Annotated in this window: 23 protein-coding genes; 17 read left to right on the top strand and 6 right to left on the bottom strand. The window is 40.0% G+C overall.

Annotation, left to right across the window (positions count from 1 at the left end; translation table 11 throughout):
- Positions 1–122: 122 nt before the first annotated feature.
- The 3 genes from M23134_RS00705 to M23134_RS00695 form a co-directional block, all read right to left on the bottom strand.
- Positions 123–338, bottom strand: a complete 216-nt coding sequence (locus M23134_RS00705) for a hypothetical protein (RefSeq protein ID WP_045112744.1) — start codon at positions 336–338, stop codon at positions 123–125.
- A 133-nt stretch (positions 339–471) separates the two neighbouring features.
- The gene (locus tag M23134_RS00700) at positions 472–915 is read right to left on the bottom strand and encodes a GNAT family N-acetyltransferase (protein ID WP_002692813.1); all 444 of its coding nucleotides are present in this window, start codon (positions 913–915) and stop codon (positions 472–474) included.
- A gap of 60 nt (positions 916–975) precedes the next feature.
- Positions 976–2,103, bottom strand: a complete 1,128-nt coding sequence (locus M23134_RS00695) for a helix-turn-helix domain-containing protein (protein ID WP_002692811.1) — start codon at positions 2,101–2,103, stop codon at positions 976–978.
- A gap of 146 nt (positions 2,104–2,249) precedes the next feature.
- Between M23134_RS00695 and M23134_RS00690 the strand changes: the two genes are divergently transcribed.
- The 10 genes from M23134_RS00690 to M23134_RS00650 all read left to right on the top strand — a co-directional run bounded on the left by M23134_RS00690 (position 2,250) and on the right by M23134_RS00650 (position 10,686).
- Entirely contained in the window at positions 2,250–2,990 is a 741-nt protein-coding gene (locus M23134_RS00690) for a DUF3108 domain-containing protein (RefSeq protein ID WP_002692809.1), read from the top strand.
- 78 nt (positions 2,991–3,068) lie between these two features.
- The gene (locus M23134_RS00685) at positions 3,069–3,692 is read left to right on the top strand and encodes a DNA-3-methyladenine glycosylase family protein (protein ID WP_002692807.1); all 624 of its coding nucleotides are present in this window, start codon (positions 3,069–3,071) and stop codon (positions 3,690–3,692) included.
- Between the two features lie 6 nt (positions 3,693–3,698).
- A complete protein-coding gene (locus M23134_RS00680) occupies positions 3,699–4,565 on the top strand; it encodes a histidinol-phosphatase HisJ (protein WP_002692804.1) in 867 nt (288 codons plus the stop codon).
- Positions 4,566–4,567: 2 nt separating this feature from the next.
- Positions 4,568–4,984, top strand: coding sequence for a DUF3592 domain-containing protein (locus M23134_RS00675; RefSeq protein WP_002692803.1), 417 nt, complete (start codon positions 4,568–4,570; stop codon positions 4,982–4,984).
- Positions 4,985–5,220: 236 nt separating this feature from the next.
- The gene (locus M23134_RS00670) at positions 5,221–7,461 is read left to right on the top strand and encodes a tetratricopeptide repeat protein (protein ID WP_002692801.1); all 2,241 of its coding nucleotides are present in this window, start codon (positions 5,221–5,223) and stop codon (positions 7,459–7,461) included.
- A 419-nt stretch (positions 7,462–7,880) separates the two neighbouring features.
- Positions 7,881–8,558, top strand: a complete 678-nt coding sequence (locus tag M23134_RS00665; RefSeq protein ID WP_002692799.1) for a hypothetical protein — start codon at positions 7,881–7,883, stop codon at positions 8,556–8,558.
- 86 nt (positions 8,559–8,644) lie between these two features.
- Complete coding sequence (locus M23134_RS00660; RefSeq protein WP_157558278.1) at positions 8,645–9,262, top strand: hypothetical protein; 618 nt, start codon at positions 8,645–8,647, stop codon at positions 9,260–9,262.
- Positions 9,263–9,343: 81 nt separating this feature from the next.
- The gene (locus tag M23134_RS40830; RefSeq protein ID WP_002692796.1) at positions 9,344–9,490 is read left to right on the top strand and encodes a hypothetical protein; all 147 of its coding nucleotides are present in this window, start codon (positions 9,344–9,346) and stop codon (positions 9,488–9,490) included.
- A 215-nt stretch (positions 9,491–9,705) separates the two neighbouring features.
- Positions 9,706–10,128 (top strand): J domain-containing protein, encoded by a 423-nt coding sequence (locus M23134_RS37285; RefSeq protein ID WP_157558277.1) that lies wholly within the window; start codon positions 9,706–9,708, stop codon positions 10,126–10,128.
- Between the two features lie 132 nt (positions 10,129–10,260).
- Entirely contained in the window at positions 10,261–10,686 is a 426-nt protein-coding gene (locus tag M23134_RS00650; RefSeq protein WP_002692792.1) for a hypothetical protein, read from the top strand.
- 148 nt (positions 10,687–10,834) lie between these two features.
- On the opposite strand, the gene pyrR is transcribed toward M23134_RS00650, so the two are convergent.
- Positions 10,835–11,380 carry a bifunctional pyr operon transcriptional regulator/uracil phosphoribosyltransferase PyrR gene (pyrR, locus tag M23134_RS00645; RefSeq protein ID WP_002692790.1) on the bottom strand — a complete coding sequence of 182 codons (546 nt, stop codon included), beginning with the start codon at positions 11,378–11,380 and terminating at the stop codon, positions 10,835–10,837.
- Positions 11,381–11,623: 243 nt separating this feature from the next.
- On the opposite strand from pyrR, the gene M23134_RS00640 reads away from it, so the two are divergent.
- Positions 11,624–11,977, top strand: coding sequence for a hypothetical protein (locus tag M23134_RS00640; RefSeq protein WP_002692788.1), 354 nt, complete (start codon positions 11,624–11,626; stop codon positions 11,975–11,977).
- 251 nt (positions 11,978–12,228) lie between these two features.
- Here the strand turns inward: M23134_RS00640 and M23134_RS00635 are convergent, their stop codons facing one another.
- Positions 12,229–14,082 carry an OmpA family protein gene (locus M23134_RS00635; protein WP_002692787.1) on the bottom strand — a complete coding sequence of 618 codons (1,854 nt, stop codon included), beginning with the start codon at positions 14,080–14,082 and terminating at the stop codon, positions 12,229–12,231.
- 640 nt (positions 14,083–14,722) lie between these two features.
- Positions 14,723–15,511: a head GIN domain-containing protein gene (locus tag M23134_RS00625; RefSeq protein WP_045112742.1), complete on the bottom strand. Its 789-nt coding sequence runs from the start codon at positions 15,509–15,511 to the stop codon at positions 14,723–14,725.
- Positions 15,512–15,572: 61 nt separating this feature from the next.
- Between M23134_RS00625 and M23134_RS00620 the strand changes: the two genes are divergently transcribed.
- The 6 genes from M23134_RS00620 (at position 15,573) to M23134_RS00595 (ending at position 22,369) form a co-directional block, all read left to right on the top strand.
- Entirely contained in the window at positions 15,573–16,487 is a 915-nt protein-coding gene (locus tag M23134_RS00620; RefSeq protein ID WP_002692780.1) for an ADP-ribosylglycohydrolase family protein, read from the top strand.
- 437 nt (positions 16,488–16,924) lie between these two features.
- On the top strand, positions 16,925–17,155 hold the full coding sequence (locus M23134_RS00615; protein WP_002692776.1) for an acyl carrier protein: 231 nt from the start codon (positions 16,925–16,927) through the stop codon (positions 17,153–17,155).
- The gene (locus tag M23134_RS00610) at positions 17,134–18,339 is read left to right on the top strand and encodes a cytochrome P450 (RefSeq protein WP_002692775.1); all 1,206 of its coding nucleotides are present in this window, start codon (positions 17,134–17,136) and stop codon (positions 18,337–18,339) included. Before M23134_RS00615 ends, M23134_RS00610 begins: the two co-directional genes overlap by 22 nt.
- Positions 18,276–19,715 (top strand): MBOAT family O-acyltransferase, encoded by a 1,440-nt coding sequence (locus tag M23134_RS00605; RefSeq protein ID WP_045112741.1) that lies wholly within the window; start codon positions 18,276–18,278, stop codon positions 19,713–19,715. The genes M23134_RS00610 and M23134_RS00605 overlap by 64 nt, the downstream gene beginning before the upstream one ends.
- Before the next feature lie 8 nt (positions 19,716–19,723).
- Positions 19,724–20,647 carry a hypothetical protein gene (locus M23134_RS00600; RefSeq protein ID WP_002692771.1) on the top strand — a complete coding sequence of 308 codons (924 nt, stop codon included), beginning with the start codon at positions 19,724–19,726 and terminating at the stop codon, positions 20,645–20,647.
- Positions 20,648–20,743: 96 nt separating this feature from the next.
- The gene (locus M23134_RS00595) at positions 20,744–22,369 is read left to right on the top strand and encodes a long-chain fatty acid--CoA ligase (protein ID WP_232296758.1); all 1,626 of its coding nucleotides are present in this window, start codon (positions 20,744–20,746) and stop codon (positions 22,367–22,369) included.
- Positions 22,370–22,385: the final 16 nt, after the last annotated feature.

Raw genomic sequence — 22,385 nt, 5'->3', positions numbered from 1 at the left:
TAGTGAATTAAACTTAAACAAAAATGGTTTTGAGGATGGATTTTGACTAATTGCCTTAATACCAACATTAATCAATCCTGTAAATCCTAAAATCACTTTCATCTTAGTATAAATTATTTGTATTAACCGACGAGTACGGCTTCGCGTTTGGAACTTCTTTTGTTTGTTGGGGATATTCCCAGGCTTTTTTCCAGCGATCTCCTCTCATCAGAGCTAAGTTTAAGGCATTCTTTAGTTTCGTGTTTTTGTGCTAAAAACTCCACAAAATCTGCTACTTGTAATTGGGCGTCTGTTGGTAGTTGATCAAGCTGAGCGATCATTTTTGTCAATATACTCATAGTAATTTTTAAAGGTTAATTGTTAGGAATAGTTTTTAATATCCTTATTAACAAATATAATCATTTAAGCTGAAAAACAAACATAGTTTCTTGATTTTGTCCAATTACCTTATAAAAAGTCAAACTTTATATCCTACAATCTTTTTTCTAAAACAATTCTATGCTCTTCTCTGGTAGGCTGGTGTTCTATCCGAATAATGTCAAACCCATTTTTTAACGCAAAAATAAGCATGCCTTTCAGACGATTCCGGGTTTTGAACCTAATGTGTGTATAGCCTTGCTGTTTTGCCCAGCTTTCCTGTTGGTGAGCCAGCTGTGTTGCCACCTCCTTGTGTCGGTATGCAGGCAGTACAGCCCCCATCCAGCTATAAAAAGTTCCGTCTGATGCTCGTTGATAACCTACCTTAAAACCTACTGGCAAGGTAGCATCACAGGCGACCAAAATAAGGTGAGGAACATTGCTTAAACGTTGCTGATATTCTAAAGCCTGGTGGGGGTTTACAAACTCAGGAATTTGTTTAGAAAGTTGTACAACTTCATCTACAGTTCCTTCACGAATAGTTAAAACATTTTTCATACAATCTTATACCAATATATTTTTGGTAAAACTGCAAAATACTATACTAAAATTCAATCCTTAATCAATGGTCAGGTTAGCTTGTTTAAAATAAGCCGTGGGAGGCATGTCATATTCTTTTTTAAACGCCCGGTTAAAAGTACTTTTAGAGTTAAACCCCGCTTCTAGTGCAATGCCCAACAAAGTTTTATGACGGTATTCGTCCAGGCGAACCATTTCTATAAAGTACTGCAACCGATAAGTATTTGTAAAATCAAAAAAGTTTTTGTTGTAACACTCATTAATTACTCTTGATAAGCTTGCCGGCTTTAAATCAAGCATTTTTGCCAAAGCCCCCAGCGTAAGGTCACTTTGCAAATAAGGTTGTTGGGCAATCATAAATGCTTCTAACCTGGCTTTAGTTTGTTCTACTTCAGAATCGCCCAATGAAGAATTCTGATATTTGGCTTTGGGTAAAACAGGTTCCTGAAAAAGGGAAGGTTTAACTGCCATCAGATAGCCGAGGTAATAAGTAATGGCAGAAGGGATGATCCAGGCAATATTTGACCCGATAAAAGACCAGGTAGTATACAAGCCGAAAAAGTGTAAAACATACCCCTGTAGCCAGCCAACCAGACATATTGTCATGAGCAGGAGCAGGTTTTTTATGTAAGGGCGATACAACTGCAGGAGCAGTGGAGCGACGGGTTGTTTTTTGAACAGTTGATAACTAAAATATAAATAACCAAAATTGATTGCCAATGCCAGCCCTTCACAACTGAACCAAACCGCGTATAACCAGGGAGTTTTGTCCACCATCATCATTTGTATATAAGTATCTTGATCAATGATGATTTGAGGAATCATAGTGACCAGGTGAACCATTGCAGGAATAAAGTGTAATAATTGGCGTCGAAGTGCTATAGGCGGGAGCCCCAGTATAGAACGAATATAGAAATAAAAAATGGGCCCAAACATAAATATGATAATGTCGGCAACAATGACCAGGTGCGGAAATAGACCAAACAATGATGGATCAAATGCCAGCCTCCCTACCAAAGCAGTAATGACCAAACCAATAAGTACAGACAGGTAAGTATTGGCTGGTTTATTTTTGTTGGGCATTTTATTGAGAACAGCAATGAGTATAAGGCCGTGTCCGGCTGCTAATAACAAAAAATATGAGAACCATTTTAGTTTTTCCATCATAGTCGGATTAAAAAGGCTTAGGAATGGTTAAAAGATGAGTGTCATTATATGAAGTGAAGCGCATCATTTTACCAGGTATACTACTTTTGACGCAATAAAAGTAATACATCATTATGTATTTATAGTAAAATGTTGATATAATTATTATGCTGAAAATTATTAGAAATGTTATTTTGTGTGGTGTGGTATTATGCCCTGTAGTCATACAGGCACAAAGTTCTCAAGGGTTTGAAAAAGTCACCGGTTTGAAGGTTTACCGTAAGTATATAACCGCTCGAAAAGATTCTTTTATTATGAAAGTAGCCCATAAAAAAACAGGAAGTTGGCAATGGACTGTACAACCTCAGGGCAAACAGGTCATATTTAATGATGTGTCTATACTGGATGGCAAAGTGAGAGAAGACGCTGAAGTAATACTCCAGGCTGCCTCGCTTGAAATGACGCAAATGAACATGGTGCTTAAGTCTGCCAAAAGTACCCTTAAGGCAAAAGTAAAAGCTAAGGGTATCCACCTTTGGGCAAAGTATGCCCTTACTCAAGGAGATAAAGAACGACAGCAAACTATAGATACCACTCTACACCATCACTGGCTAGCAAGACCAACGCTGTTTGGCTTACTGCCTTTTGCCGATTTTAAACCATCCTATAGTCGTCGCTTTTTTGTATTTGGGCTTACTTCTGGCAAGTTTACTTTAATGAAGCTAGAGGTACTGGGCACCACCAAAGTGACTGTACCTGCGGGAACCTTTGACACTTACAAGGTAGCCCTCAAAGTAGTAAAGGGATCAGGAGTATCTAATATTTTATACTTGAGAAAAAAACTGCCGCACTTTATCATCAAGGTAGACGTAGAAGGCAGCGGAATGACCATTGAAAAGGTAGAGTAAGTTTTTATGGCTGGAAGTTGGTCAAGGCAGGCTAATTTTATTTTTTTGCCAAAGATTATTCCTTAGATTTGGCTCCTTATGCATGAACATTTAAAAAAAGATCCCTTGCTCAAGAAAGTAATAGAGCAAGCTTCCCAAACATTGAGCCTTGCTCTGCCCAAAAAGGACATTTATCTAGCCCTGGTACGTTCTATTGTGGGACAACAACTATCAGTAAAAGCAGCTGCCACAATTTACCAAAGGTTTCGCGAACTTTTCCCCGAAAACTACCCTACACCCAAATTAGTGGTTGCCGCTGAACTGGACACCCTCAAAGCTGCGGGTTTGTCTAAACAAAAAGCTACCTATATTAAAAACGTGGCTGCTTTTGCTATAGAGGGAGGGCTGGATTTTGAAGTATTAAACAACCAAACAGACGAAGAGATTATACAAGTACTCATTACAATCAAAGGGGTAGGCCGTTGGACGGTAGAGATGCTCTTGATGTTTGCTTTTCAACGACCAGATGTGTTTTCAGTAGATGACTTGGGTATTCAACAAGCCGTCAAAAAATTGTACCAACTGGATGAAGAGGGCAAGGCACTCAAAGCAAAAATGAAAACCATTGCTAACGCCTGGAAACCTTACCGCACCCTTGCTTGTCTGTATTTGTGGCAATGGAAAGATAACACCCCGATAGACAATAAAAACGCTAAAAAATAACGAGCAATGTATTGGGCAAACTATCACAGCCACTGCCGTTATTGTGACGGCAGTCACTCACCAACCGCCTATATAGCAGCAGCTATAGAACAAAATGTGAAAGCTTACGGGTTTTCGAGCCATGCTCCCCTACCATTTGCCAGCCAGTGGGCTATGTCGTTTGAAGATGTACTGACGTACTTTAAAGAAATACATCTGCTGAAGGCAAAGCATGCAACTCAACTTCAGGTATATACAAGTTTTGAACTTGACTACATCTCCAGTAACTTTGTCTCCCCCAAACAATGGGCTCAGGCTTTTAAGGTGGACTACCTCATAGGTTCTGTACATTTTATTGATACTTTTGCCAATGGGCAATATTGGGAGATAGACAGCACCACCCAGGTATTTAAACATGGATTAGAGCTTATTTTCAAAGGCAATGTTCGCGAAGCCATTCAAAGGTATTATGCACTTACCAGGGCAATGGTTCAACAACAGGTGCCCGATGTGGTAGGACATTTAGACAAGGTAAAGATACATAACCGAAATGAGTTCTTTTTTGACGAAGGTGAAACCTGGTACCAGCAAGAAGTGCAAAAAACACTGGAAACTATCGCCAAATGTGGGCAAATTATGGAAGTCAACACCAGAGGATTGTATAAAAAACAGGCCAAAGAAACTTACCCAAGTACTTGGGTGCTGGAACGTGCCCACGAGCTTGGCTTGCCTATTATGCTCAACTCTGATGCCCACCACCCCTCAGATATTACTAAAGAATTTGGCAGCACTGCAAAACTTTTGCAAGACATTGGCTTCAAACAATTACAAGTTTTTTGGGATGGTCAATGGCAGGGCCGCAGTTTTGACCACACAGGTATAGATATAGGATAAACATGTATAAAGTTATTCAAGGAATATTTTTTATAACACTAGGAGTTGTTTTTAGTGTAGTAGGTTTTCGCACTTATCAAAAATATGCATACATCAATCAACATTATATAAAAGCACAGGGCAAAGTAGTGAAACTTACCCCTGTACCTGATCGTAAAGAAGCTTTCTCGCCTGAAATCGCTTTTCAAGACAAACAGGGTCAAACGTACACCTTGCCAGCCAAACTGGTATATAAACAAAATCAAATTGCTGTAGGCGATGTTTTACCCTTGTTGTATGCCCCTGCTCAGCCCCAGAAGGCTTTTCTTTATAACTCATTTAACCTCAAGAGACTTCCCTGGCTCCTGATGATCACTGGCTTGGTGTTTTGTGTAGGGGGTACCATAGTACTCACCTACCGCAAAAAAAAGCTCCGCTGACTCTTTTCCCACCTCTTTTAACGGAAATTTTCCATATCATTAAATTGGGCTTAGCCCGAAATTTGACCTATACAATTGTTCGAACAGAATGCATAATAAGTGACATCTACCACATACACTTAGGCATAGCTAAACCGCTCGCAGAATGAATCCGTTATTTATATTTCAACTAGTGCTGATCCTTATAGTAGATTATATGCACAACTAAAATTAATTGATAAGTTAAAGACTTTAAGATGTTCAGGGTTTACATCATTTTTTTATTTTGCTTTTTTGGGGGACATTGTTTGTACCAACGTGTACATGCCCAGTCTATAGCCTATACAGATAGCCTCAAGGCGATATTGCAACAAAACTTGCCTGATACTACCAAAATACTAATAATGAATGAGTTGGGTAAAGTGTATGCCCGCAAAAGACCTGATGCGGCACTTATATACATTAGAAAAGCTTTAAGTCTTGCCAAAAAAAAGAACTATAGCAAAGGGTTAGCGCAAGCATACGCAAATCAAGGAAGGGTATTTACCGCCAAAGGAGATTTAGCCACTGCCTTAAGCTGGTACCAAAAAGCACTGCAAATCTCCCAAACCACACAAAATAAAGAAGGCATTGCACTTGTTATCAACAATATAGGCATTGTGTATAGTATGATGGGAAACTACAAGAAAGCCAATGATTACTTTCACATTGCTTTGAGTAGTTACGAAAAAGCAGGAGGACAAACCGGAGTAGCGCAAACGCTCAACAACATAGGGATTGTGCTAAAGCAACAAAAACAGTATAAACAATCTCTGGAGTACTTCGAGCGGTCTTTAAGCATTAACCAACAACTACAAAACAAAGGTGAAATAGCCAGGTGTTATAACAATATAGGCTTGATATACAAACAACTAAAGCAATATACAACAGCACTTGAATACTATCAAAAGTCATTGAAAATAAGCCAACAACTCAACGACAAACGAGGCATTGCCTATAGGTGGCACAACATGGGAAGTATATACGAAAAACAAGGAAAGTATGCCACTGCCTCTGAATACTTCAATAAGTCACTAAAACTGGGACAAGAACTTCAGAATAGACAAATCATATCTGTAAACTTATTGAGCTTAGGGCAGGCGTCCATGCATACAAAAAAACAAAAAAATGCCCTCGAATTTGCCCATGATGCTTTAGACCTTGCCAACAAATCGGGGGACAAGAAAACCCAAAAACACGCTACAGGGTTATTGGCAAAAATCTATGCATCAATGAAAGACTACCAAAAAGCCTATCGGTTTCATGTCATGTTCAAAGAAAAGAGTGACAGTTTGCTCAATGTGGAAAATATTCGAGCAATAGCCCTTAAAGAATCGCAAGCCAAATTTGCCAAAGAAAAAGAACAACAAGCCAACGAAATGGCACGCCAACGACAACGTCAGTATATATACATAGTTGTTATTTTGGGCATGCTGTTTTTATTAGTCATTATCTTTCGCAGCCTATATACCAATAGAAAAGCCAACGAAAAATTACGACAAAAAAATGAAATGATTAACCTGAAAAGCCACGAAATAAGTGTTCAACGTGATGAAATACTCAAAAAAAATGAGCTTTTAAATAAGCAGCGTAATGCACTGACCACACAAAAAACGATGATGTTGGATAGTATCCATTACGCCGAAGAGATTCAACAAAGTGTGTTGCCTTCGTATGAAATATTATTGAGTGTTTTTGAAGAGTGTTTTGTATTATACAAACCCCGTGACATAGTAAGTGGTGATTTTTACTGGATCAAAAGGCTTAAAGACCGCACTTTTTTTGCCATTGCCGACTGTACTGGTCATGGTATTCCTGGGGCATTGATGAGCATGCTTGCTATATCGTGTTTAAACGAAATAGTAAACCCTGAAACCAACTCTGATACTGCGTATGTGTTAAACGAGCTTAGGAACAAAATAAAGTATGTATTGCATCAGGTCAATAGTGAAGTAGAACATAAAGATGGGTTGGACATTGCATTTTGTATCGTTGAACACCAAACCAACGTATTGCATTTTTCGGGGGCCTACAGCCCCTTATATGTATTGAGAACAAAAGCAAACGCTGCTTTTGAAATAAATAAAGAGGTGGCCATCGAATCGAAAAAATACAGGTACACCTATGGCCAAGATGCCACTTTGCTAGAGATTAAAGGTGATAGGCAGCCTGTGGGGGTTTTTATCAGAGAAAAACCTTTTGTGTCTTATGAGGTAGCTTTACAGCCCGGGGATATGTTTTATAGTTTCACAGATGGCTATATTGACCAATTAGGAGGCGATGAAGGCAAAAAATTTATTGCAAAAAAACTTAAACACCTCATTATTAAACATTGGCAAGAGCCCATGGCTACCCAACAAAATATATTTGATCAGGCACTGATTAACTGGCAGGGGGACAACGCTCAGGTAGACGATATTTTGATGATGGGCATCAAACCTCACCTTAAGCTGCTTTAGCGGTCAATCTTTATTCTTTTGAAAGGTTAAATTATCCATACGCTTACCTTGAGAAATATCACAATGTTTTACTCATAAAGTGTCTGGAGTACTAGATTAACCAAAGATGAAAGGGTAGCGCTTAATATAGATCAAGGATGATGAAATATTCTATTGTATACTGACTTTAAGTAATATAATCAGTTTAATTTATAGTAAAATATTCTCATATATTTGATTTTTACCAAATAATATTACTACATTGAGGCAAATAGTTTTAGTCTATAGATTGTATAATACGTGTGACTTTTAAAATAAATAGTTTAATACTACACTTAGCAAGAGTGGTGGGTGGTAGTATAGTTGTAAGGCATAAAATTAACTTTGAACTGCAGTCAAAAACAAAGTCTTATCCTTTGATTGACAGATAAACAACAGGTATGTTTCCTTTATTCACATATCGGCAAAATCGCGCTCAAGACATAGAGCCCAAAAGTAGTATGCTTTGGGAACAATGCCTGGAACAACAACCTGAAGGTGAATGCACCATTAATCGGGATGTTTTTGAGAATGAACGTTTTTGGAAAGATTACACCAAACTGGTAAAACAAGCACAGCAAAACCAAACAGTAAGGCAAGTAGTGTTTGCCACTTATACTTCTGCCCAAAATGCCCCTCCCCTTTATAGCTTTTCCGAGTTTGGGCGCTTGTATGCCATAGGCAACGGCACCCTTTTTAGCTTTGGATTCTTGTTTATCTTTTCGGCTGTTTTAAGTAAAAACCTATTGCTGGAAAGCTTCCTTTACCTGCTGTTACTTCCCTTAAGTATCACCATAGGTATATTTCTTGCTCGCTCGTTCAAAACCTGCCTGATTACCTCTAATGCATTGATTGTCAGAAACCCCTGGATGTTTGTAAATAAGCGTTTCGACTTGCATCAAATCAAAGACGTTACCATAGATGATAACCCTCATGGGTACTGGTATTTGCAAGTCCGAACCCCAAAACGTGTGTATAAATACAATGTAAACATTAACTATTGTAAGCTAAGAAAACTACTGGACTTACTAAACGATCACCACATCACTACTTACGATAATATCAGCCTTTCGGCATAAAACCTATGCCTTCGCCCTTGCGCCTCTTCTTCAACAACCAAAACACCTGCACACCCGTTGGGGCAAATACGCTCAACCATATAACAATGAAAAAAACGACCTTAGAAAATAAAACAGATCGGCTTTGGGGCAAATACAACGACAACGAAGCAGAAGACTTTTGGTCAAAGTATAACAAACTGGTTTACAAAGCCAAGAAAAAGAAAGCAGCGGTGCACGTTACCGCACAAAAGCAGCAGCCCTCAGTTTTGAAGGAAAATACTGTTAAGAAAAATTTCTATGCCCGGTTTTATTTGCACGGAAAAAAACATCAGGCAGCTATTTTGGCTGAAATTTCAGGTTATGCTTTATACTGGTGGTTGGCCCAACCCGCTTTCCTAGTGCTTATCTTCTTTGCTGTGAACCTGGGCAAATACATACACCAAAAAAAATTTCTCAACTTCAAAATCACCCCACAAGGGTTGCTTATTCATAACAAAGTATCACGCACAAAAACCGGCATCCGCTGGGATGATATGGCATCTGCCGAACTCATTCGTGAAGGAAGAAAATACTACCTCAAAGTGACTTCTTACCAATCTAAAGAGTACAAATACCTTTACGCTTTGGATAAAAAAAATCACGCCCTGTTTTTTTCTCAACTTGCCGAAAAAACCATCGTCACCAAAAAAACAGACTATAACCCCCTCTTAAGTTTACTTTAAAGAATATTGTTTTGTACTTACCACATAACACGATATTTTACCTAAACAAAATAAAACCGACCTCGTTATATCTAATACATAATGTTGTTAATTACAACTTATGATAAAATAAGTAACACGATCAAACCACAAATTTATGAAAGCATTTACCACACCTTGCCCACACCTCCCCTATTTACCCATTTCTGGCAAAAAACGCCTGCTGAAAGCAATGCACCTACAAAATAAAACATGAAGCCATTTGATTTGCCTCCAACCATACTATGTATTTATCTCGCCTTTTTGAACATTTGCAAAAATTATTGCTTTTGTTGAATAACAAGAAGGTTTTGAAGTGAATGGATAAACCATTAATTACAAGCAGAGATGAGCTCTATAGTTATTTTCCTGTACGGAAATATATCTTTGGTAAAAAAACAGTGATCAACTTAACCTTCAAAAAAATGAAACTCAAGAACTATTATACCTTATTACAAGTAGTACCTCAAGCTTCTATTGATGAAATAAAAAAAGCTTACAGAAAACTCGCTAAAATTTGGCACCCTGACAAAAATCATAGCCCAAGCGCCTCAAAGGTATTTCAGGGTATACATGAAGCTTATAAAACACTGACCCACCCAAAAAAACGTAATGCTTACAACCTTAAGTACTGGCAGATTTTTGGCAAACCTACTACACAAAACACCCCAGCCAACAAGCACCATGACGGGTTTGACCCAAACTTCAGTGCTGAGAATGTTTTGCGTAAGAACTGTGATAGAATGATGCGTGGAAATCACCAAAAAAGCAGTCGGATTTATCAAGAGTGGCTCAATCAATTTTGGGCAAACTGGGGTCAAAAAACAAACCCTACAACAAGCAGTTGAGTGTGTATAACGGCTTCATTACGAGCACTTATTTAAGTCCAACCCTGAAGTTTATCTCTACAAAAACTACATAAGCTCGCTTTTTTGACTAAATTGACTCGCAAACAGGAGAAAAACCTAAAAGTGTATTGAGTGAATAAGTTATTTGAAAATGAGGCGTGTACCACGGCTATATTTGAGTCTGATCACGACTATTTATTGTTAAAACTATCAGGCAAGATCAGTTTTGAAGATTATAAGGAAGTAATGTTGCTGTTGATTGAGAAACTGCAGCAGACCAATATCCGGCAAATTATTTTGAATAGTTATGATTTGGAGTACGATACTCCCAAATCACGGATATGGTTTTTAACTACATTTCTTTACAAGGTGCAGTGCACCCTGGGAGAAAACTTATGGGTGGCAATTATACGCCCACGCAATGCCTTTCAAAAGGTGGCCATCAGCACACTGGTGAACCTGGTAAAAAGTCAGAAGTTTTTATTTGAAATACAATTTTGTTCCAGCCAGTCAGACGCGTTGGAATGGTTTAATAAATTTGCCATCAAGGAGAAGTAAACAAAGGGAAGCTCAACACTTCCCTATTTTTTTTGATAACGTTTCAGAGTTTGTGTAAACTCGATTTTTGAGTACTGATTACCAGAAGTTTAGATGAAAAACACACACAAAATGAGACGTTATCTTTTTTTCCTTCTGAACGTTAACGCTAAGCTTCATCTTCTTGCTCTACCAACCAAATGCTATCTTGAGCTGCTCCCTGCTCTTTCCACTCTACTTTTATTCTTTGCGACTGTAAAGTGTTTACCTGTCGCCCCACATAGTTTGCCTCTACGGGCAAATGGCGGGTATACTTACGGTCAATCAAAGTAAGTAACTCTACCTTCTCAGGGCGACCAAAAGCAGTCATCGCATCCATTGCGGCACGTACTGTGCGCCCGGTATACAACACGTCGTCTACTAAAATCACCTCTCGACCTTCTACTACAAAGTCTATCTTGGTAGCATTTGCTTTGATGTCTGAACGACGAAAATCATCCCGGTAAAATGTTACATCTAAATAACCTAAAGCTATTTTTTGACGGGTAATGTCTTGTAATCGCTGGCGCAAACGTTCTGCCAGAAAGATACCCCTAGGTTGTAAGCCTAAGATGGCAGAGTTATCAAAACTTTGATGATTTTCAATCAGTTCGTGACACAAGCGACTAATGGTGATATTTATTAGTTGATTATCAAAAATAAGTCTTTTTTCCATTCCGTAAGTGAGAGGAGGTTTCAAAAATACTCTTGAGGCATTCTCTGAAACTTATAATAAATGCTATACAAAATATAAGAGCGATTGGGCTAAATAGTATACCCAATCGCTCATCACAATTATAATTCTTTTCAGGGAATTATTCAAAAAGCGGTAAAAATTTTTGTTACAACTTTTTCAAGTTTAAATTTGTTTAGAAAGGAAATAACTTTTCTAATATAGCGACACCAAATCACTTCAAAAATGTTTAAACTAAATCAGCAATTTAGCCTGTTTTTATTGTTAGATATTTTAGTAACTCTATTACCAGCGTCTTATTTTTTGTCTTTTATGGTATCTAAACAATATTTTTTATTGCCAGACCCATACCATGCCGTCAACTATGTATTTTCTTATGTAGGATTTCTCATGTTTTTATTCAACATTGTGCTCATCTCTACAGGTGTATTCTTTACCCTCAAACATCATCCTCCTCATAAAGATCAAGTATTCAAACGGGCATTTATAGAAGGTTCTAAAGCATACTTGATTGTTGTATGGATAGTATGCCTGGTATTACTTAACCTATTTTTCACTTTAAAAGCTCAAGTATTTTAATACGGTTGAACAGCTTACAAAATAATATACCTGGCAGTTTTTTTGAAATCTGCCAGGTAGGGTGGGTATTTAAAACAAGTGTTAAAACTGCTTAGGAACGTGATCGCCCCGTAAACGGGATTTCGGGCGTAGCCCTCAACAATAACTGTCCAATTTAGAACAAATCCTCTTTATTGACACTTCTTTTGAACAGGTTCCTTGGTAAAAAAACGCTCCTCAATGGAGCACTTTATTTTTTCCGTTTTTGTTTATTATTGTTGAGTAACAGACACCACTCTAAAATCGGTACGACGGTTTACAATGCGGGCATAATTGGTTTCATTAGGAATAATAGGCACTTTGGCTCCATACCCCTTTTTTACCAAACGCTCTTTTTCAATGCCTTTCGACACCAGCCAGTTGTACACCACATTGGCACGTTGCTGCGACAAAGCCACATTGTTTGAGTTGCTTCCTACATCGTCGGTATGCCCACTTACCTCGATGCTTACTCCTGGGTTGTTTTTCAGAAAAGTAAGCAACGCTTTGGCAGCTGGCAATGATTTTTTATGCATTTCAGCTTTTTTATACATAAAAAATACCCGGTAACTCAATAAAGCTCCTTCCGTAATTTTCTGTCTGGAACCAGGGTTCATAATTACCCGATACAAGTCTTTTCCTCCTACGCCACCTGGACGGTCTGAAGAAAAATACGCCACAGCGTGCCCTTTATCGTTAGACACGAAGTACATATCATTTGACTGACTATTGATGGGGCTTCCCATATTTTCGGCTTGTGAAAAATCTTTGCCATTATTTACTGCCGATTTGAAAATATCAAAACCACCCATAGAGTTGTGTCCTGTGGAGCTAAAATATAAGGTTTTACCATCGGCATGCATAAAAGGGGCTTCCTCATCGTGAGGGGTGTTTACCTTGGAGCCCAGATTCACTGGTTTTCCCCAACGTCCTTTCTTATCTTTTACAGACATATAAATATCTAAGCCTCCCAAACCCCCAGGGCGATCACTGGTAAAAAACAAGGTATTGCCATCAGGACTTAGGCAACCAGAGGTTTCACGGTACTTTGAATTGATATGTTTGCCCAGGCTTTTGGGTTTAGACCACCCATCCTTACTTTTGGCAGAGGCAGACACTGAACCTTTTACATCCTTTAAATTTTTGCTTCTTCTCTTTTTTCGCTTTCTTCTTTTTTTACCTTTGCCCACTCCAGTAATGGTTGAGTTGCCACCAGAAAACTCCGAAGCCGTAGATTTTGTACTATAGTTTAAACTAGACTCGTACAGGTTTCCGTTGCCCCGGTCTTGATACACCAAAATACGGCTACCATCCAACGATAAAAATACGGCTGACTCGTGGCGTTTAGAGTTAAAGTGATGCCAAGGCTCTTTGGCGTTCCAGGTACGATTCTTAGTGTGTGAAATGAGTACGTCCTCGTGTTCGTTTTTGTCGTGGCTCCCAGTAAAAATCAATATAGAGTTGTCTTGAGATATAATGGGGGCATATTCATTGGCTTTTGTGTTAATCTTTGGTCCCAGGTTATGAATACGCGCCATCAAAGGAGTACCCATCAGCTCTTTAGCGTTTTTGGCTTCTTTGATCCGCTTGTTCGACACCTTTACAAAATCTTCTTTCAAAACCCTGTCGTGCAACAATTCAAGGTATTTTTTGCCATCGTCTTTTTTAGTCTTGTCTATAGCGCTCTGATAAGACTGTACTGCTTCCATGTATTTACGGTTGTATACGTAAGCATCGCCCAGGTGAAAATCGAGAATGGGGCTAAAATCAGGGTTGATGAGGTGAGCTTGCTTAAGCGGCTGCAAAGCAAGTGATTGTTCGTCGCCATACAAATAACACAGGCCAAGTCTAAGGTGAGCGCCTAACTCGTCTTTTCTATCAGCAAACACTACTTGCCCACTTGCTACAGTTCCCAGCAGGTCTTTGTACATTTCTATAGCACGACCATACTTTTCGTTATCAAACAGTTTATTGGCTCTTTTCAAAGCTTCTTCTGCTTGTTTTGTTTCGTTTACTTTTTTGTTTTGAGCTTGAGCAACAGCTCCCCCTAAAAGCAATACAATCAATAGGTAAAAAAATCTTTTCATAGCGTATAAACTTGTTTTGTGTTGATTCAACTCTAAATTCAATGTCTATATTTAGAAATGTATATAAGTTAAGTAGGTATTATTACTATTAAAACTAGTATTTTTACTCATCAAACTTACATCTGCTTAATTCTTACTTTTATTACGATTTGCTTTGGGGTTGGGTTATATATATATTAAACGGAAATGCTTAGAGTTTTTTTCCCTTTCAACCTTTTCTGCGCTTGCTAAAGCTTATTTACAATAGCTAAACTGCATATAACCGCCTTGAATGTACTAAAACCCTTATATAAATCATTCCAGTATTTATTGGGAATATTCAATAACAGGCATAAGATATATCACTAACATTCAACTTATCAGCCTATTATCTCCTTTTAGAGGGTAGCTTCGCTTGGCAAAAAACACACTTTTTCAACACTTTTCTTACACTAACTATAAAATACTTATTATATTTGATGTAGACACAATAAATAAGGCATTGACATCTTTGGCAGCAGCAAAACAATGGGTACAGTATACCTACTTAGGTTTACCTAGTAAAATGTACCAATGCAATGCTGAGGCGCTATCTAATAAAAAAGCCGGTACTGGGAACCTCAGCACTGGCTTTTTTATAAAACTTATAACACCTGCCCACTCATCTTTGACTGATGCTTCCTGAACCGTTCACTGACTTACGCACGGTTGGGTTGCCTTTATAGGTAATAGAACCACTGCCATTGACGGTGGCGTTAAGCTCATCATTTACATTTAACTGACAAACCCCTGAACCATTGACCTCTACCTGACAAACATCTGTGTCTAGGCTTTGGCAAAGCACTTGCCCCGAACCCATCAGATTAATCGTATGTAAGTCAGTATTTCCTCGTAGCTTTACATTGCCCGATCCTTTCACCTCAGTCATTACTTTTTTGGCATCTAAACGAATGTTAAAGTTACCCGAACCAGAAACTGCCAGTGAAAGGTCACTTACCTCCCACCTGTTTTTAGACTTTAGGTTGCCCGAAGCACTCAAACGAATCGCTTTGATGCTGGGGGTGGTAATAAATACATACACTTTATTGTCGCCTTGCCGAAAGCCATGAGTACGGTAGCCTATGTATAACAGTCCTCCTTCTTTTACTTCTGTTACAATCTCTCTGAGTACATCAGGCACCGCATGTACTTCTACCGATTGCTTATCGCCTTGTTTCCAGATTACATCGCCGGCAATGCTATGCAAAAGGCTGTTAAACTCAGGCAGATTTCTTACCTTACCATAGTCATTGTTTTTTGACAAAGGTGGAGCTTCTTCGACAAAGGTATCTTCTCCGGTATACACCTTACCATCGTCATCATATCCAGGGTCTTTGCCTCTGGTGGTGGTATTACAGGCGCTGATCACCACCAGTAAACAAAGACTTGTCAATATTGTGCTCAATCTCATAGTTATACAGTTTATTTGATTCATCGAAATTACAAAATACCCGCTGAAAAACCTTGATTGTATGGATATATTGAAAGCTTATAACCAACCCCAGCACAAGCTGGCAAAACTGGCACTGCAAGGCACTTGGTTGGGTGATGCTTTTGGACAACGTTTTTTTGACACCCGCCCTCACATTGAGCAATGGCTACACACCTACACCTTACCACCTGCCCCTTGGTATTTTACTGATGATACCATTATGACGGTTGGGCTTACTCAAAGCTTATTTAAAAATCAAGTCGTTCATCAAAACGAACTTGCTCAAATATGGGCAATCAATTACCAAAAAAACATATCGAGAGGCTACGGTGGCACTGCCCACAAAATACTGCGCGAAATAGGCGAAGGCAAACCTTGGGTAAACGCTTCTAAAGAAGTATTCAGTGGCATGGGCTCTATGGGCAACGGGGCCGCTATGCGGGTGGCTCCTATTGGGGCATTTTATACGCAGGATTTGGCTCAAATAATTGACCAAGCCAAGTTATCGGCACAAATCACCCATAGCCACCCCGAAGCTCAAGCAGGAGCCATTGCGGTAGCCGTAGCTGCTCATCTGGCGGGGCACACGGTGCTTGCGGGCAACGATTTTTTGGCTAAAGTGAGTCATCATACCCCTGACAGCCAAACCAAAGACCGAATCAATAAAGCGTTGAGTCTTCCGGCAAGTTATAGGATAGATACTGTAGTGCATGCCTTAGGCAATGGACATCAAATGCTGGCTCAAGACACGGTACCTTTGGCGCTATGGTGTGCGGCTCATCATGTAGACAATTTCGAGGATGCACTCTGGCTGACAGTATCGGCATTGGGCGACCGTGATACTACCTGCGCTATAGTAGGTGGCATAGTGGCATTGCGGGTGGGCACATCAGGCTTGCCTGCTCGCTGGATAGAGGCGGCTGAACCTATATTGGAGGGGTGGTTGGTTAAATGAAACTCCGGAGGGAGGGCTAGCTTGCTTTAAACTGCTCCCACAATACCCAACAAATTTGCCGAATACTAGAGTATGTATTGGGTAAAAACCACCCCGAAATAGTGCATCACTTGATGGAGGTACTGGAAAACAATGGCTACCAACTGGCGTAGTAAATAGTCCACAGTCTTTAGTCCAGTACTGGCGTAGCTCCGCTGAGCTCACTACGTTCGGTTCCTTAACAAAGCCTTTAGCCTGTCGCAGATGGCTCACGCGTATGTTTTTTTAATGCTCAATCCTTAGTCAACAGCCGTTGTGAGCACCCAAGCCTCTAGCCCATTACACAGCAATTAGCAGAAACATTTGGCTTAAGTTAAGTAAACCCAAAATCATTTTATTTTTTTCTAATCCTGTTGTATGTTTGTCAGAATTACTCACCTGACATAAGTACAAAAATAATGATCGATATAAAAAAATGGCTTTTAGAAAAAATAGCCGAAGAAACGGGATTAAATACTGATGAAATTTCTTGTGACGAAGATTTCAATAACTTTGACATGGACTCGCTGTCTATTGTATCTATAGCAGCCGACCTGGAAAGCGTTACCAATGAAGACATTGACCCTACCGCGTTTGTAGAATACAATACTATCAATAAGTTTGCAACATGGAGAGCTCAACAAAAATAATCTGGAACCCCTACAGCAAAGGTTATTTTCAAGACCCTTATCCTCACCTCAAAGCCTGCCGCGAAAATAACCCCATACACCAAGGGGTGCATAAGGAATGGATATTTTTCAAACACCGTGATGTAAGTCACTTGCTCCGCCACCCCCAACTTGATGTATCAGACCTTAGCCAGTACCTGAAAGAAAAAGAAGATTATATTTTCAAAAATACAGAGGCTTGCCCTTATTTAGCCCAAAGCACCCAATGGTGGCCAATGTACTTGAACGGTAAACTACACAAAAAAATAAGGGTCGTACTGGGCAAGGTGTTTAATTCGCTAGAGTGGGAAAATGTGATCCTGAAGGCAGTACAAAAAGTAAATGCCCGTTACCAAAGGCTTGGTACGTTCAACTTGGTAGACTACTGCGCTGATTATATTTTTATGATCACTTCAGAAATATTTGGCATTGACAAATATGGTACCGCAGACAAGATAAAGGAATACTCTAACCTACTTGCCCGTAGCCAGGATTTGTTTGTACCCAAACAACTCTACCAAAAAATCAACACCTCTTTATTATGGGGCAAACAACTATTTGACCACTCTCCCTACCGCGAAAAAATTGAAACAGCACTCAAGGAGCAACAACTTGACTATACCAGCGACAAGGTGTATTCGCTGATGGCAATTTCGCTCATGGCAGCCTTTGAAACCTCCAAAGACAATCTTAGTATAGCACTATATGAAATATTAAACCACTCAAACTTGTTCGATTTTGCATTAGAAAACAACTCTCAACAATTAAATGCTTTCATTGAAGAATTGTTTAGATTTACGGCTCCCTTGCAATATACTGTAAGGGTAACTCAAGATCAGTTTACCTATGCAGGAGTAGACTTGCCAGCCCAGTCGAAGTTATACCTGTGCCTTGCCAGCGCCAACCGTGATCCCGAAGTTTTTGATCGCCCCGATGAAATTATACCCGACCGTCAGCCAAACCCACATTTATCTTTTGGTGGAGGCATGCACTTCTGCCTGGGGGCTAATGTTGCCCGTTTGGAAGTGAGGCATTGCCTGCAGCCCATGATGCACTTACTAAAAAACTATACTTTTGATGATCATGAGGAAAACAGGGTGCAATGGGCAAAACAAATATTTATGCGCAACGCCCAATCTATTTTGCTAAAAAACAAAACTCTATGATTCACCCATTGGTTGTTGCAGCCTTTGTGTTAACCTCAGTATGTTTGGTGGCTGCTTTTCCAGCCAATCGACGCTGGCAAGCCTTGCTTATCAGTAGCTTGGTATTTTATTATACAATCGTGGGGGCTAAGTTATTGGTGATGCTGGCGTTGGCATTCATTATCTACAGTGTAAGTTTCAAGGTCAAAGATCGTATCCATAAACTTTGGTGGGTGGTATTGCTGCTGTTGGTGCCCCTCTTGATTGCTAAAAGTACTGAAAAAGGGCATCACTTTATACAATACACTCACTACTTGATTATGCCTCAAAAAAACTGGCATTGGTCCTGGTGGTTTCAAGTGATTGGCTTGTCTTACTTTAGCTTCAATGGCATTAGTTACCTCATAGACATCAAGCGCAAATATATAGTTCCAGAGAAGAATTTTTTCTTGCTGCTGTTATATTTGCTTTATTTCCCTACGGTATTCTCTGGCCCTTTGCACCGGGCAAAATACCTCTTTGCTCAATTCAAGCAAGTTAAAATTACCAATGAGTCTATTAGTCATGGGCTTAGATTAATGCTTTGGGGGCTTTTCAAACAAATAGTCATTGCCCAAAGGTTATATGTCTTCTTGCAAAACCTTTTGGCAAGCCCCATCAGTGGAGGCTATTACCTACTATTAGGGTTGGTGTTTTTTCTATACCTCTACTGTAACTTTAGTGCGTTTGTAGATTTTTTTCAAGGAGTCTCCCAACTATTCAATGTCAGGCTCAAAGACAACTTTAATCACCGAATTTACCTTGCCTCATCGCGGCAAACGTTTTGGCAAGGCTGGCACAAAACCCTGAATGAATGGTTTAGAGACTATTTCTTTTTTGTAGTGGTCAAATATGATAAAAAACGACGCTATACCAACGCCATTCTATTGCTCACCTTTTTGCTCATTGCAGTATGGCATGGGTTCAACTATAGCCTACTTTTGTGGGGTACTATGAACGGACTATGGATTATTTTAGAAAAAAAAGTACCTTTTGGCAAATGGGCGTATCCTAAACTAAGAAAGGTAATGGGAGTTGTTTATCATTTGATGTTGTCAAGCATACTTGCCCTTGTATTTATTTCGCCAGATATTCAAGCGCTTATTCAGCAAGCTTTAAACACTGATGCCTACTTTCCCTGGCAAGTCATGGCAGGTCAAAAAGCAAACCTGGTGATAATTATGCTGGCATTTGGTATGATGGATTATCACAATGGACAGGCAAAAAAACAAAGGTTTGACGATTACCTTCAAGGTAAAAGCCTCTGGCAGAGATGGTTTATATATTTTAAACTCACCTTGTGCATATTAGCCTTAGGCAAAGGTTTGATCATAGACAATTATTACATACAATTTTAACCTGCAAAATGAAACTAATCAATACCTGGATAAAGTTGGGCGTATTTGTAAGTGTTTGGGTAGTGGTCATATTGCTGCTTCAGAACACTTGGAAAAAACCCCACCATCTGTTGAAAGAAGCCAAACTAAGCAGTCAATCACTTCAAGATACTTCTTACTTCTTTTTGGGTTCCAGTCGAGTTCAGTGTGGGGTAAACCCTGATATTATCAAAAAAAAACTTGGACAGGACAAGGTATATAACCTGGCCGTGGGAGGAGCTACTTTTCTCAACTCTTGTATTATAGCACAACACCTTATCCAAACCAAAGGTCATAAAACTATTTTTATAGAATTAGCCAGTATCCACAAAAAACTACCTGAACACATATTCTTGATTTGTCAAGAATTTGGAATAAACCTCCCCAAGGCATTGCATCGGCTGGTCAAAGGTTTTGATTTAAAAAGGCAACTCGAAATTCAAACCCACTACCTGGAACAAGCTGCTTTTTTAACAGCCTCGGTTAAAAACACTGTCCAGGTACTTTTAAATTACAAAAACCCACTCCCCCCCATTGGCTTTCAGGCCCATACCCAAAACAACTGCTTAAGCATCCAATCGTTTATTAATGACAACGAAGTATTAAACCCACTAGCCTACCCACCTTATATAAAGGAGCACAAGTTATTGATCGACTATTTAACCCTATTAGCTCAACACCACCACGCACGAATCATTTTTTTACTTCCCATCAACTTTGTTGACTCCACAAGAAAAAAGCAAGCATTGGAAGTATACCATCATGTACCCCCACACCAAAAAGTGGTCTACACGGCTGATTTTATCCAACAAATGCAACAAGCCCGCTTTCTCAAAGATGCCCAACACCTCAATCAATGGGGAGCCCAAAAATACACGGAGTTGCTTTGCCCTCTCATCAAACCTCATTTTTAATCTACACACCATATTTTGATTGGCTATAGTTGCCCTTTCGAGAATATTATTGCAACTTTCTATCACATAAAGAAAAATCTTCAAACACGTATAGATATGAATATGCAAAATGCTCCTTTTAACCTGGCGCAATGTATAGAGCACGCCGGAAAATACTATAGCCACCAAAAAGTGATTACCCGCAAGGTAGAAGACGATAGCATTCACGAAATTACTTACCACGAAATATTGCGAAGGGTGCGCCAGCTTGCCAATGCCCTCAAAAAACTAGGGGTACAACAAGGCGATCGCATAGGCACCATTGCCCTCAATACTTACCGCCACCTCGAAGCCTGGTATGCTATATCGGGGCAAGGGGCAGTGTGTCACACCATCAACCCACGTTTATCGGCGGGGCAAATGGATTACATCATCAACCACGCCGAAGACCGTTTTATTTGTATTGATCCTATCTTTTGGCCACTGATTGAGGCAATGCACCCCAAGTTTGGCAAGGTAGAAGGCTACATCGTATTGACGGATGCCGCCCACATGCCCACCACCAAACACGATGTAGCACTCTATTGCTATGAAGAACTTATCAAAGGTGAGTCTGACCAGTTTGAATGGCCAGTGTTCGACGAAAACGCGGGTTCATCGCTGTGTTATACATCGGGCACTACCGGAAACCCCAAGGGGGTCATGTATACGCACAAGTCTAACTTGTTGCACTCGTATGCTGCCGGGCTCCCCGATGGCTTTGGCATCCGTAGCCTAGATACTCTCCTGGTAGTAGTGCCCTTGTTTCACGCCAACTCCTGGGGCATTTCTTACCTGGGACCTATGGTGGGTGCCAACCTTATTTTTCCGGGCAAACTTATGGACGGTGAAGCCATTTTTGAACTGGTAGATAAATACCAGGCAACTACTGCCGCGGGTGTGCCTACAGTATGGACCAACTTGCTCGACTTTGCCAAACAAAAAGGGCGAAAGCTTGACTCGTTGCGTGATGTAGTAGTAGGCGGGTCGGCAGCACCTCCGTGGATGTTTGATGCCTTTGAACAAAAACACGACGCCCAACTCTTGCACGCCTGGGGAATGACTGAAACCAGCCCACTAGGTACAATCAATCGTGCCATTCCACAACTCAAAGACTTGCCACAAGAAGAACAAGCCAAAATACGTTTGAAACAAGGACGCCCGGTATTTGGCATTGACCTAAAAATTGTAGACGAAGAAGGCAACGAGCTACCTCACAATGGTGAGGCAGTAGGACATTTGTTGGTGCGAGGCAATTGGGTAGTACATACTTACTATGGCAGCGATGCCCCTGCTGTAAACAAAGACGGTTGGTTCGACACGGGTGACATGGCATCTATTGACCGTTTTGGTTATATGGAAATTGTAGACCGTTCGAAGGACTTGATCAAGTCGGGGGGCGAATGGATAAGCTCGGTAGAAATGGAAAATACAGCCATGGGGCATCCTGATGTACTCATGGCAGCCGCCATTGCGCTCAAGCATAAAAAATGGGGTGAAAGGCCTTTGCTGGTGGTAGTGCCCAAAGAAGGTAAAAACCCAGACAAAGAAAGTATTAAGACACACCTGGGAACCGAGTTTGCCAAATGGCAGATTCCTGACGAGGTGGTTTTTGTAGAGGAGATTCCAATGACTGCCACGGGCAAGTTTAGCAAACTAACTTTGCGCAAACAGTTTGAAGGTTTTTACGAAGAAGAAGCCTAATTTGTAACTTGGCTAA

Origin of the sequence: Microscilla marina ATCC 23134 (assembly GCF_000169175.1) — a bacterium.
Lineage (GTDB): Bacteria > Bacteroidota > Bacteroidia > Cytophagales > Microscillaceae > Microscilla > Microscilla marina.
This window is presented reverse-complemented; position numbering and strand designations above follow the sequence as displayed.